Source organism: Mammaliicoccus sp. FSL K6-3158, from assembly GCF_038005105.1.
Classification (GTDB): Bacteria; Bacillota; Bacilli; order Staphylococcales; family Staphylococcaceae; genus Mammaliicoccus; species Mammaliicoccus sciuri.
The window spans coordinates 2,616,375-2,629,401 of record NZ_JBBOSL010000001.1 but is presented as its reverse complement, the minus strand read 5'-3'; the positions used below and the strand labels follow the sequence as shown (position 1 = coordinate 2,629,401).

Annotated in this window: 14 protein-coding genes; 11 read left to right on the top strand and 3 right to left on the bottom strand. The window is 32.7% G+C overall.

Annotation, left to right across the window (positions count from 1 at the left end; all coding sequences use genetic code 11):
• Window positions 1-89 precede the first annotated feature (89 nt).
• From MHH94_RS13310 to MHH94_RS13280, 7 genes are all read left to right on the top strand, one after another.
• Window positions 90-1,277, top strand: coding sequence for a glycine C-acetyltransferase (locus tag MHH94_RS13310; protein WP_078355013.1), 1,188 nt, complete (start codon window positions 90-92; stop codon window positions 1,275-1,277).
• A 387-nt stretch (window positions 1,278-1,664) separates the two neighbouring features.
• On the top strand, window positions 1,665-2,627 hold the full coding sequence (locus tag MHH94_RS13305; protein WP_048541369.1) for an L-threonine 3-dehydrogenase: 963 nt from the start codon (window positions 1,665-1,667) through the stop codon (window positions 2,625-2,627).
• A gap of 106 nt (window positions 2,628-2,733) precedes the next feature.
• Window positions 2,734-3,828, top strand: coding sequence for a branched-chain amino acid aminotransferase (locus MHH94_RS13300; RefSeq protein WP_058590874.1), 1,095 nt, complete (start codon window positions 2,734-2,736; stop codon window positions 3,826-3,828).
• A gap of 70 nt (window positions 3,829-3,898) precedes the next feature.
• Window positions 3,899-4,609, top strand: coding sequence for an HAD family hydrolase (locus MHH94_RS13295; RefSeq protein ID WP_119650020.1), 711 nt, complete (start codon window positions 3,899-3,901; stop codon window positions 4,607-4,609).
• Between the two features lie 258 nt (window positions 4,610-4,867).
• Window positions 4,868-5,077 (top strand): copper chaperone CopZ, encoded by a 210-nt coding sequence (gene copZ / locus MHH94_RS13290; protein ID WP_058590872.1) that lies wholly within the window; start codon window positions 4,868-4,870, stop codon window positions 5,075-5,077.
• A gap of 124 nt (window positions 5,078-5,201) precedes the next feature.
• Window positions 5,202-5,729, top strand: coding sequence for a YdhK family protein (locus tag MHH94_RS13285; RefSeq protein ID WP_325888493.1), 528 nt, complete (start codon window positions 5,202-5,204; stop codon window positions 5,727-5,729).
• A 22-nt stretch (window positions 5,730-5,751) separates the two neighbouring features.
• Window positions 5,752-7,824 carry a heavy metal translocating P-type ATPase gene (locus MHH94_RS13280; protein ID WP_078355015.1) on the top strand — a complete coding sequence of 691 codons (2,073 nt, stop codon included), beginning with the start codon at window positions 5,752-5,754 and terminating at the stop codon, window positions 7,822-7,824.
• A 55-nt stretch (window positions 7,825-7,879) separates the two neighbouring features.
• On the opposite strand, the gene MHH94_RS13275 is transcribed toward MHH94_RS13280, so the two are convergent.
• Together MHH94_RS13275 and MHH94_RS13270 are read right to left on the bottom strand one after the other, a co-directional pair.
• A complete protein-coding gene (locus MHH94_RS13275) occupies window positions 7,880-8,548 on the bottom strand; it encodes a deoxynucleoside kinase (protein WP_048541382.1) in 669 nt (222 codons plus the stop codon).
• On the bottom strand, window positions 8,538-9,152 hold the full coding sequence (locus MHH94_RS13270; RefSeq protein ID WP_078355016.1) for a deoxynucleoside kinase: 615 nt from the start codon (window positions 9,150-9,152) through the stop codon (window positions 8,538-8,540). The genes MHH94_RS13275 and MHH94_RS13270 overlap by 11 nt, the downstream gene beginning before the upstream one ends.
• 68 nt (window positions 9,153-9,220) lie before the next feature.
• Here MHH94_RS13270 and tadA point away from each other — a divergent pair, with 68 nt between their 5' ends.
• The 4 genes from tadA (at window position 9,221) to MHH94_RS13250 (ending at window position 12,072) form a co-directional block, all read left to right on the top strand.
• Complete coding sequence (gene tadA / locus MHH94_RS13265) at window positions 9,221-9,703, top strand: tRNA adenosine(34) deaminase TadA (RefSeq protein WP_340841415.1); 483 nt, start codon at window positions 9,221-9,223, stop codon at window positions 9,701-9,703.
• A gap of 59 nt (window positions 9,704-9,762) precedes the next feature.
• Entirely contained in the window at window positions 9,763-10,632 is an 870-nt protein-coding gene (locus MHH94_RS13260) for a Cof-type HAD-IIB family hydrolase (protein WP_048541384.1), read from the top strand.
• Window positions 10,633-10,736: 104 nt separating this feature from the next.
• Window positions 10,737-11,315 carry an NADPH-dependent FMN reductase gene (locus MHH94_RS13255; RefSeq protein ID WP_048541386.1) on the top strand — a complete coding sequence of 193 codons (579 nt, stop codon included), beginning with the start codon at window positions 10,737-10,739 and terminating at the stop codon, window positions 11,313-11,315.
• Window positions 11,316-11,664: 349 nt separating this feature from the next.
• Window positions 11,665-12,072 (top strand): GNAT family N-acetyltransferase, encoded by a 408-nt coding sequence (locus MHH94_RS13250; protein WP_048541388.1) that lies wholly within the window; start codon window positions 11,665-11,667, stop codon window positions 12,070-12,072.
• Between the two features lie 64 nt (window positions 12,073-12,136).
• On the opposite strand, the gene folE2 is transcribed toward MHH94_RS13250, so the two are convergent.
• Window positions 12,137-13,015 carry a GTP cyclohydrolase FolE2 gene (folE2, locus tag MHH94_RS13245; protein WP_048541390.1) on the bottom strand — a complete coding sequence of 293 codons (879 nt, stop codon included), beginning with the start codon at window positions 13,013-13,015 and terminating at the stop codon, window positions 12,137-12,139.
• Between the last annotated feature and the right edge of the window lie 12 nt (window positions 13,016-13,027).

The following is a 13,027-nucleotide window of genomic DNA, read 5'->3' as shown; positions in this document are numbered from 1 at the left end:
TTTAAACAATTCAATTTGAGATGATAACGCTTAATTCTTTGATTTTGATGTGTTATGATTGAGAAAAAGTGCTAAAGGAGAAGGTTTAAATGGTACAAACATTAGATTCATTCTTACAAACAAATCTAAATGAATTAAAAGACAATGGCCTATATAACGAGATTGATGTCGTTGAAGGTGCAAATGGTGCTGAGATCACTATTGGAGGTAAAAGTTACATTAACTTATCTTCAAATAACTATCTTGGATTAGCTACAGATGAAGATTTAATAAAAGCTGCTAAAGGTGCAATTGATTCTCACGGTGTAGGTGCTGGGGCAGTACGTACAATTAATGGTACGTTAGACTTGCATAGAGAACTTGAAGAAACTTTAGCTCAGTTCAAAGGTACTGAAAGTGCAATCGCATATCAATCAGGCTTTAACTGTAACATGGCTGCCATCTCAGCTGTTATGAATAAAAATGATGCAATCTTATCTGATGAATTAAACCATGCTTCAATTATTGATGGTTGTCGTTTATCTAAAGCGAAAATTATTCGTGTTAATCATTCAGATATGGATGATTTAAGAGCGAAAGCTAAAGAAGCGGTTGAATCAGGTCAATATAATAAAGTTATGTACATTACAGATGGCGTATTCTCAATGGATGGAGACGTAGCGAAATTACCTGAAATTGTAGAAATTGCTGAAGAATTTGGTTTAATCACATATGTTGATGACGCGCATGGTTCTGGTGTAATGGGTAAAGGTGCAGGAACAGTTAAACATTTCGGACTTCAAGACAAAATTGATTTCCAAATCGGAACACTTTCAAAAGCAATTGGTGTTGTAGGTGGTTATGTAGCTGGTACTAAAGATTTAATAGACTGGTTAAAAGTTGCTTCAAGACCATTCTTATTCTCAACTTCATTAGCACCTGGAGATACTAAAGCTATTACAGAATCAGTGAAAAAATTAATGGCTTCTACAGAATTACATGATAAATTATGGGATAATGCTAATTACTTAAAAGAAGGCTTAAAAGCAAAAGGCTTTGATATCGGTCATTCAGAAACACCAATTACACCTGTAATTATCGGTGAAGAGAAAAAAGCTCAAACATTTAGTAAGAGATTAATGGACGAAGGTGTGTATGCGAAAGCAATCGTATTCCCAACAGTTCCAAGAGGCACTGGCCGTGTAAGAAATATGCCAACAGCCGCTCATACTAAAGAGCAACTAGATCAAGCAATTGATATTTATGAAAAAATCGGTAAAGAATTAGGATTACTATAATTAATATTTCATCAAGCGCATGGGACAAATGAATACGTCCCATGCGCTTTTAATTTATAACGATTGAGGCGACAGTTTGTAACAGGACTTGCGGGTTTTGTAATTAAAGGTGCCGTTAGTAACAGAACTTGGTAATTTTGTAATTAAGGATGCCGTTAGTAACAAATCTCCATACTTTTGTAACGAAATGTACCGAAACTAACATTTTATTCTCGACTTATGTATTACAATACGATTGTTTTTTGTATAAGGTAACTTTATTTATCCATAGTATGTACTTCTGAAGTATACAAAACGGTAAAAATATAGTAAAATATCATTGAAGAAAGCGTTTTTGTATTTCTTGAGCGTACAAATGAACATTTCAACAATACAGGAGGATTTAAAATGAAAAAGATAATAATCACTGGTGCGTTAGGACAAATAGGGACAGAATTAGTTATAAAGCTAAGAAATAAATATGGTAATGAAAATGTATTAGCGACTGATATTAGAGAACCAGAAAGTGACAGCGAAATTAATAATGGACCATTTGAAATTTTAGATGTTACAGATCAAGAAAGATTTCATGAATTAGTTAAAAACTTCAATGCAGATACTTTAATGCATATGGCGGCATTACTTTCAGCAACTGCTGAAAAGAATCCACTATTCGCTTGGAATTTAAATATGGGTGGATTAGTAAATGCACTTGAAATAGCACGTGAATTCGATATGCAATTCTTCACACCAAGTTCAATCGGTGCGTTTGGACCAAATACACCTAAAGATATGACACCTCAAGTTACAATTCAAAGACCAACTTCAATGTATGGTGTAAATAAAGTAGCTGGGGAATTATTATGTGACTATTACTACACGAAATTTGGCGTAGATACTAGAAGTATGAGATTTCCTGGGTTAATCTCTTACGTTAAAGAACCAGGTGGCGGTACAACTGATTATGCAGTGGAAATTTATTTCAAAGCTATCAGAGAAGGAAGATACGATAGCTATATAGATAAAGGTACATTTATGGATATGATGTTCATGGATGATGCTATTGATGCAATTATTAAATTGATGGAAGCGGATAGTTCACGATTAATTAACCGTAATGCATACAATGTGAGCGCAATGAGTGTTGATCCTGAGACGATTAAAGCTGCTATCCAAAAACATATGCCTGATTTCGAATTAGGTTATGATGTGGATCCAGAAAGACAAGCAATTGCTGATAGCTGGCCAAATTCAATTGATTCAACTTGTGCTAAAGAAGAGTGGGATTTCTCACCAGCTTATGATTTAGAAAAAATGACATCATTAATGCTTAAAGCCATTGAAGAAAAAGATAATTTAGCTAAACAGTAATTTTATTGTGTATATTTTTTAAATTTTCCAAAAATTCATTGAATAACGCCTCTATGACTGATATACTTGATAACATTAATTATTAATTAGCCTAGGAGGAATCATTATGACAGAAACATTTTACGTAGAAAAGCGTGAACAGCTTAAAGAGAAACCGGATTTTTCAAATTTGGTCTTTGGCGAAATCTTTACTGATTATATGCTATCTATGTCATATAAACAGGGTGAAGGCTGGTCAGAGCCTAAAATAATTCCATATGGGCCGATTACGTTGTCACCAAGTGCACAAGGTCTTCATTATGGACAAACAGTGTTCGAAGGAATGAAAGCATATAAAGATGGTGATGAAGTTACGTTATTCAGACCTGACCAAAATTTCAAGCGAATTAATTTATCTTTAAAAAGACTTGAAATGCCTCAAATCGATGAAGAAAAAGTGTTGAACGGCTTATTACAACTTATTGATTTAGAGCGCGATTGGATCCCAAGTGGAGAAGGACAATCCTTATATGTTAGACCATTTGTATATGCAACTGAACCATACTTAGGTGTGCGTTCTTCTACGGACTACGAATTTTTAGTAATACTTTCTCCAGTAGGCGCTTATTACGGTGATGATCAAATGAAACCAACAAGTATATATGTTGAAGATGAATATGTACGTGCTGTAAGAGGTGGCGTTGGATTTGCTAAATGTGGTGGTAACTACGCAGCAAGTTTAATCGCGCAAACACGTGCTAATGAACTTGGATTTGATCAAGTATTATGGTTAGACGGCGTTGAACAAAAATACATCGAAGAAGTCGGAAGTATGAATATATTCTTCGTCATCGATGGCAAAGTTGTAACACCTGAGTTGAATGGTAGTATTTTACCAGGTATTACGCGTAAAACAGTTCTCGAACTTGCTCGAGAGTTAGGTTATGAAACTGAAGAGAAACGATTATCTATTGATGATATTATAAATGCCCATCATGACGGTCGTTTAACAGAAATTTTCGGGACAGGAACTGCAGCAGTTATTTCTCCAGTAGGATTCCTAAAATACGAAGAAGCTGAAATAACAATTAATAATAATGAAATCGGTCCCGTTACTCAAACGTTATTTGATGAATATACAGCAATCCAAACAGGTAAGAAAGAAGATAAATACGGTTGGAGAGTTGTCGTAGGACAAGAAAGCCACATTGAAATTGTGTAAATAAATTCAATAATAAGAAGAGAGTCTGAGACAGTATCTGTAGCAGACTCTTTTTTAAAGGAGTAAAGTGATGATTAAATGGTTATTATTTGATAAAGATGGGACATTGCTTAAGTTTGATGAAACATGGTCTGAGATATCACTTGTGATGATTGATCGCTTTGTTGAGAAATATCATATAGAGCAACAACAAGCATTACAAGAAGCGTTAGGATATGTAGATGGACAATTTCTATCAAGTGGTATATTAGCATCAGGAACATTAGCTGATATCGTACGTGTGTTTGCAAAATTTGCAGAAAATGCTGATCCAAAAGAAATTGAAGACTGGACAGTACAACTAAGCAAAGATTTAATCGAAGAGTACGAGCCAGAGACCATCGTTATAGAAGGAATGGTAGAAACATTAAAAGCATTTAAAGAGAAATCATACCAAATCGCAATTATAACAAGTGATGATATCGACGGGACAAATCGATTTATTCAAGATGCAGGTGTAAGTCATTTAATAGATGAAAAAATAACAGCATCTATTAACGGTTATCAAAAGCCAAATCCTAAAATGGTAGAAGAATTTTATGAAAAATGGAACGTATCACCAGATGAAATTGTGATTATAGGTGATACACCAACTGACATACAAATGGGTAAGAACGCTCACTTCAAGAAAGTTATTGGCGTTCTGAGTGGTACGGGTAATAAAGAAGATTTATCAGATGCAGACTTTATTTATCAAGATATTAATGAATTTTACGCACAAGAAGCGGAATGGAGTAAATAAAATAAAAGGCCATAAATATGCTTATAACAGCATGTTTATGGCCTTTTTATTATTTTACGCGTGTATAAAAAGGATTAACAAAGAACATTTAAAATTTAAGAGTAATAACATTTGACATATACCTATAGGGGGTATATTATAACAGTGAATCGTATTTGATTTTATTTTTTTAAAAATTTTATACCCCCATAGGGTATAATGAACTGAAAATTTTTCATAATATTTAAATAGAGGTATTAATAAAAGGAGGTGAAATCAATGTATAAAGAATTTATTAAAGTACATGGCATGAGTTGTGGACATTGTAAACAATCTATAGAAAATGCGCTTAATGAATTAGATGGTGTTAATTCTTCAGTAGTGAACTTATCTAAAGGAGAAGTTGAAATAAATTTTGATGAAAATAAAGTGAATTTTAATGGATTTAAAGAAGCAATCGAAAATCAAGGTTATGAAGTTAAAATGTAAATAGAAAAGGCGCATCGATTGATGTGCCTTCAATTAAAAATATAGGTAAAAATATGATTTAAAATTCATTAGCACTAAAACAAAATTATAAAAATACAAGATACTGAATTTGGAGGGAGAACGGATGATTAAACAAGCCGGATTTATTTTGTTATCTTCTAGTCTTGTTTTAGGAGCATGTTCCAATGGTGATAATAATGAACACAATGAACATATGACACATGATAGTGAAGACAATAAAATTCCTAAAGGTATGAATGTTTCAAAAAGTAGTAAATTTAAAAAAGGTGACAATATAACTATTAAAAGTGATCACATGCCGGGTATGAAAAATGCTAAAGGTACTGTTAAAGGCGTATATGATACCTATGCTTATGTTGTGAGTTATGAGCCTACAAATGGTGATAAACGAATTAAAAACCATAAATGGGTTGTTAATGAGGAAGTTGATAAAGCACCTAAAAATGGTTATAAAAAAGGTGATAGCGTCAAATTAAATGCTAATCATATGGCAGGGATGAAAGGTACAAAAGCTAAAATTGAAAAAGTTTATCAAACTGATGTATATGTTGTTGATTATAAATCTACAGAAGATGGAAAAAAAGTTAAAAATCATAAGTGGATGACTAGCGATGAATTAGATAAAGGATAGTATAAAGAAAGGAGCTCTTTAAATGGATACAAATAAGAAAAGTCATATGAATCACCATGAACATCATAATCATAAAGGTCATGAAGAACATAAAAATCATATGAATCATAATGAACATCATAGTCACGAAGGTCATGATCATCATGGTAACTTTAAGCAAAAATTCTTTATATCTCTTATTTTTGCAATACCGATTATAATTCTATCACCTATGATGGGGTTTGAGTTACCTTTTCAATTTACTTTTACTGGTTCAGATTGGATTGTTCTTATATTAGCAACAATATTATTCTTTTATGGTGGACAACCATTCTTAGCAGGAGCAAAAGATGAAATAAAAATCAAAAAACCTGGAATGATGACATTAGTTGCTTTAGGGATTACAGTTGCATATGTATATAGCCTGTATGCTTTCTATTTAAATCATTTTACGCATACAGAAATGCATACAATGGATTTCTTTTGGGAATTAGCAACACTTATTTTAATTATGTTACTAGGACATTGGATTGAAATGAATGCAGTAGGTAATGCAGGTAATGCACTCAAAAAAATGGCAGAGTTATTACCTAACAATGCAATTAAAATAACTAGTGATGGTGAGCGTCAAAAAGTTAAAATATCTGAAATTAATATTGAAGATATCGTTGAAGTAAAAGCTGGTGAGAGTATACCGACCGATGGGGTACTTATTAAAGGTGAAACATCTGTTGATGAATCTTTAGTTACAGGTGAATCAAAAAAAGTTCAAAAATCAAATGATGATTTAGTAATTGGTGGTTCTATAAATGGTTCTGGAACAATACAAATTAAAGTAACTGCTACAGGAAAGGATGGGTACCTTTCTCAGGTAATGAACCTTGTTAGTCAAGCACAACAAGACAAATCAAGAGCAGAGTTGTTATCTGACAAAGTTGCTGGTTATTTATTCTATTTTGCAATAACAGTTGGTTTAATAGCATTTATAGTGTGGATGATTTTAGGAAATGATATTGATTTCGCTTTAGAAAGATTAGTTACGGTTTTAGTTATAGCTTGTCCTCATGCTCTTGGTTTAGCTATACCATTAGTTACTGCTCGATCAACATCAATTGGAGCACATAATGGTCTTATTATCAAAAATAGAGAAGCTGTAGAAATAGCTCAAAATCTAGATTATGTGATGATGGATAAAACTGGTACATTAACTGAAGGTGTCTTTACAGTAAATCATTATGAAAGTTTTGTAGATCATTATAATGGTAATGAAATTTTAAGCCTATTTGCTGCTTTAGAGAATTCATCTAACCATCCTTTAGCTGTAGGTATTACTGAGTTTGCAAACAGTAAAGATTTAAAATTACCTCAAGCATTTAATGTTAATAATATTCCAGGAGTCGGATTAGAAGGTCAAATTGGTAATAAAAACTTTAAAATAACTAATGTCACTTATCTTGATAAATACAATTATAAATATGATAAAGAACTATTTATCAAATTAGCTAAAGAAGGCAATTCTATCAGTTATTTAATTGATGAAAATGACGTTATTGGCATTATCGCGCAAGGTGATAGAATTAAAGAAAGTTCTAAAAAAATGGTAACGCAATTAGTGAACAAAAATATAATACCTGTCATGTTGACAGGGGATAATAATGAAGTTGCACAATCTGTAGCTAAAGAATTAGGAATAAATCACATACATGCTCAGTTGATGCCAGAAAATAAAGAAAAAATTATCCAAGATTATCAAAGTAAAGGACGTAAAGTTATGATGGTTGGAGATGGAATTAATGATGCACCTAGTCTTATTAGAGCAGATATAGGGGTAGCGATTGGTGCTGGAACAGATGTCGCTATTGAATCTGGTGATATAATATTAGTTAAAAGTAATCCACTAGATATTATTAATTTTCTTTCTCTATCTAAAAATACAATGAGAAAAATGATACAGAATTTATGGTGGGGAGCAGGATATAATATACTTGCTGTTCCTTTAGCCGCTGGTATTTTAGCTTCAATTGGTATTATATTATCACCAGCAGTTGGGGCAATATTAATGTCTCTAAGTACAGTGATTGTAGCAATTAATGCGTTTACTCTAAAATTAAAATAAAAATACTTTAAAAGGCCATAAATATGCTGATAACAGCATGTTTATGGCCTTTTTATTATTTTACGCGTGTATCGATTGAACGGTGTGTCTCAATGACATGCGCAATTTTATCTATAATATGGTTAATGGAATCTGGATCTTCGTATAAGTCATAGTCGTTAATATTTACACGTACAACTGGACATTCTGTAAAACTATTAATCCAATTATCATAACGTGAGAATAATTTTTTCCAGTATGCTTCATCTGTTTCAATTTCCATTTGACGTCCACGTCTTTGGATACGTTGAATGACGTCATTATAGTCACATTCTAAATAGATTAATGCGTCTGGTTTAGGAAAGTAAGGCGTCATAACCATTGCTTCAAATAATTCTCTATACGTCGCATAATCTTCTTCAGTCATTGTGCCTTGTTCTTCGTGCATTTTAGCAAATATATCAACGTCTTCATATATTGAACGGTCTTGAATAAATCCGCCACCATATTCGAACATTCTTTTTTGTTCTTTAAAGCGTTCTGCTAAAAAGTAAATTTGTAGATGAAAGCTCCAACGTTCAAAGTCGTGATAAAATTTTTCTAAATAAGGGTTGTTATCGACTTTCTCAAAAGAAGTCTTGAAGTTTAGTCGCTCGCTAAGTGCTTGTGTTAAAGATGATTTTCCAACACCAACAGTACCAGCAATTGTGATGATAGCATCATTTGGTATGACTTTATTTGTCATGTATAATCTCTCCAATCAAAGGTTGTAATAAGTTTAAGACTTGTTGATAATCTGCGGTGTTATTCACGAAATCTAAATGAGAAGTATCGATTTGAATCGCATCAATTTCATTTTTTACTTCTTCATAAAATTGATTATAGTCACGTTTAAGTTGAGCTAAATAATCATTTTCAATTTGAGTTTCGTATGATCTATTTCGATGGGCAATTCGTTGTTGAAGTACTTCGAGGGATGCATCGAGAAAGATAATTTGGTCAGGCATGCGAATATCTTCAGTTAAGATATCATAAATTCTACTAAATTTATCAAATTCAGTAGAATTTAATGTGTTTTTAGCGAAAATCTTATTTTTAAAGATATGATAGTCGCTCACAATACCGTTAATATTTTCTAAATCGGTTAACTGTTTGTAACGATGACACAAGAAGAACATTTCGGTTTGAAAGCTCCATTTAGAAATATCGTCATAAAAATCACTTAAATATGGATTCTCATCAACAATTTCAAATTCTTCAGTGTAATGGAGCGCTTCAGCAAGCTTTTTCGTTAAAGAGCTTTTCCCGACGCCGATTGGTCCTTCAATTGCGATAAAGGTTTTTTTCATATATATCTCTCCAGATGTTAAAATAGACATACTTATTCTATCACAAATTAAACGGAGTGAAATGTAGCGTGCATGAAAAATATATGAAACTTGCAATTGAAGAAGCAAAAAAAGCTTGGGCAATGGATGAAGTACCGATTGGCGCAATAATTGTTTATAAAGATGAAGTAATTGGCATAGGACATAATTTAAGAGAACATGATCAAAGCCCTGTAGCGCACGCTGAAATGATTGCGATACAAGAAGCGGCCAAGTACCTTAATTCATGGCGTCTTGAAGAGACAACATTATATGCTACGTTAGAGCCTTGTGTTATGTGTTCAGGCGCTATTGTTATGAGTAGAATTCCTCATGTCGTATACGGCGCGACAGATTTAAAAGGCGGTTGTAGTGGTAGCTTAATGAATTTAATAGAAGATACACGCTTCAATCATCGAGCTACAGTTGAAAGAGGGATACTCGAACAAGAATGTGGTGACATGTTACGAACATTTTTTAAGGAAAAAAGGATTTTAAAAAAACAAATTAAGCAGAATAATACAGATTCATAGAGATTATTACTGTTATTTGTTAAAATTTATGTTGAATATAAAGAAAAGAGGTTACTTTCATGATTAAGTTAATCGCAACAGATATGGATGGTACTTTATTAAACGCTGCACATGAAGTTTCTAATGAAAATTATGAAGCAATAAAGTATGCACAATCTAAAGGGATAACTGTCGTTATAGCTACGGGTAGAGCATTTTATGAAGCAAACAGTCCAATTGAAAAAACAGATTTAACATTACCATATATTTGTTTAAATGGTGCAGAAGTAAGAGATGAAGAATTCAACATCGTTCATACATCTAAATTAACGCGTCCATTAATCAATAAAATTACAGGCGTCTTAAATAAAGAAGATATTTATTATCAAGTATATACAAACTTCGGTATATATACAGAAGACCCAGAAAAAGATTTAGAAATATACGTTGATATTGCTGAAAAAGCAGGTCAAAAAGCAGATGTTAAAAAAATTCGTGCCAACATTCAAAGTAGAATTGACAACGGTACTTTAAAAACTGTCGATAGTTACGATGAAATCGAAAATAGACCAGGCGAAATCATTTTGAAAATATTGGCCTTTGCGAGTGACTTAACTAAAATTGATAGAGCTAAAGCTGAAATTTCAGAATCAAAAAGTTTAGCTGTATCTTCTTCATCAAGAGGGAATATCGAAATTACGCATTCAGATGCTCAAAAAGGTATTGCTTTAGAAGAAATAGCAAATCAATTAAACATTCCAATGTCAGATGTAATGGCAATTGGTGATAATTTAAATGACGTTTCTATGTTAGAAAAAGCAGGATATGCAGTTGCCATGGAAAATGGTGCACCCGAAGTTAAAGAGATAGCAGATTATGTTACAGACACTAATGAACATAGTGGTGTAGGTAAAGCGATTATACATGCACTCAAAGATTATGACCGCTAAAACATCGTCCAAAAGAATGATTTTCCTATAAATTTGAATTCATAGTTTTTTTGTATGTTATAATGGTCGGTAATGATAATCATTAAAATTTTGAGGTGACAACATTGAAAGTATTACTTATTGTAGGTAGCGCAAAACAATATTCACATACACATGCACTAGCACAATTTGTTCGAGGTAATTTAGAAGAACAAGGTGCGGAAGTAACATTGTTTGATTTATATGATAAACAAATACCGTTTCTAGATGTATCAGGCAAGCATTTAAATGACGAACGCGTTAAAGATAATGTAAATGAATTACGTGAGAAAGCTGAAGACGCCGATGCAATTATTATCGGTACACCAAATTATCACGGTTCATATTCAGGTATACTGAAAAATGCATTAGATCATTTAACGATGGATCAATTTAAAATGAAACCTGTAGGCTTAATATGTAATAGTGGTGGTATGCGCAGTACAGAACCATTATCACATTTACGTATTATTATGAGAAACTTATTAGGTATTGCAGTGCCAGTCCAAATCTCAACACAAGATGCAGACTATGGTAAAACAGAAGACGGCACATATTATGTAGATGTAGATGATATTAAATTACGCGTTAAATTATTTACAGAACAAATCACAAAATTAATACAAAATAACCCGTGGATTGAAACAGAAGAAGTAAATTCATAATAAGAGGAGAGCAATAGCTTAGGCTGTTGCTCTTTTCTTTATAGAGAATGGTGGGAATATCGGGCTGGGGTGAGGAATATGGACCGATATGGAAAATTATCGGTCCAGAAACGAGAAATATGGACCGATAAGAAAAATTAGCGATCCAGAAACGGGAAATATGGACCGATAAAATAAAATATCGACCCGAAAACGGGATTTACAGGCCGATAAATAAAAATATCGACCCGAAAACGGAATACCAACTTATAACAACATCACAAACGACCATAATAATGTATAATTACCTTATTATAATAATATGGACTTTTGATAACTTGATGATTAAGCAATAATAGGGGGTATCACCATGGAATATTCAATAAAGAGAATACCTAACAATGAGGATTTACAAAAGTTATATTTAAGTGTCGGTTGGGATGTATATGTAAAGAATAATGAAGATATGACGGTGCTATTAAAAAATACTTGTTACTTTGTAACTGTATGGGATAATGATCAATTAGTTGGATTGACTAGAATTATAAGCGATGATCATTCAATTGCATATGTACAAGATATTCTTATAGATCCTGATTATCAAGGTAACGGAATAGGTAGCAAGCTTTTAAATATGATTAAAGAACGATTTAATCATGTCAGACAAGTTGTATTAATGACGGACACATCAGAAAAAACTATCAATTTTTATGAAAAGAATGAGTTACTGTCATTAGATAAATATGACTGTACTGCTTTCATGAAGATCAACCAATAGCCCTCCCGCATCCACAACCAAAAAACGGACCGACTTTTCTACGTCGGTCCGTTCTCTATTTAAATTACTTAGTATATTTTAATCTTGCGAATGCATCGTGTTGATGTATAGATTCTTCGTTTCTGCATTCGATTTCAAATCCTTGAATCCATTCTAATTCTACTAAATCAGCTGCTACCAATCTAATTAAATCTTCTACAAATCTTGGATTCTCATATGCTCTTTCTGTTACGGCTTTTTCGTCAGTTCGTTTCAAGATTGGATATAACATTGAACTTGCGTTAGCCTCCATACCGTCTAATACAATATCTTTATAGTTATCTGGTAGGCTTACTTCTGGATCTAAATCAATTAGGACTGTGATAATACCACGCTGATTATGAGCGGAGTATTCACTAATTTCTTTAGAACATGGGCATAACGTTGTTACAGGTACTTCTATACCTAAAGATTTCTTTGTTATTTTATCTTCTGAAACGGATAAGATATATCTAATATCTGCATGACCGACTGCCTTTTGGTTTGTAACTGGGCTAAAGCGGTTAAAGAACCATTTTGCTGTTACATCTACTGATGCAGTATTTTGAATCATTGCAGTTTGTAGTGTATTTAATAATGTTGTTAGATGATCGAAATCTAGTTTTACACCGTTATCATAATGTTTTTCAACACTTTCGATAATACGGCTCATATTAATACCTTTTTCGTCTTGATTTAAACTAGTTGAAAATTCGAAGTTTCCAACTGTTTGAAAATCATCAATTCTTACAGGGTAAATTAAGTTCTTGATACCAACATGTTCAATTTCGAACAGGAAATCTTTCTTAGAGCTTTGTAAATCAGGCATCTTTTCTTTTTCAGTTGGTTTCGTACCTTTAATAGGGTCAACTGAACCGAAATATTTCCAGCGCGCTTCACGTGTTGATAAATCTAATTGTGTCATTCACATTGCCTC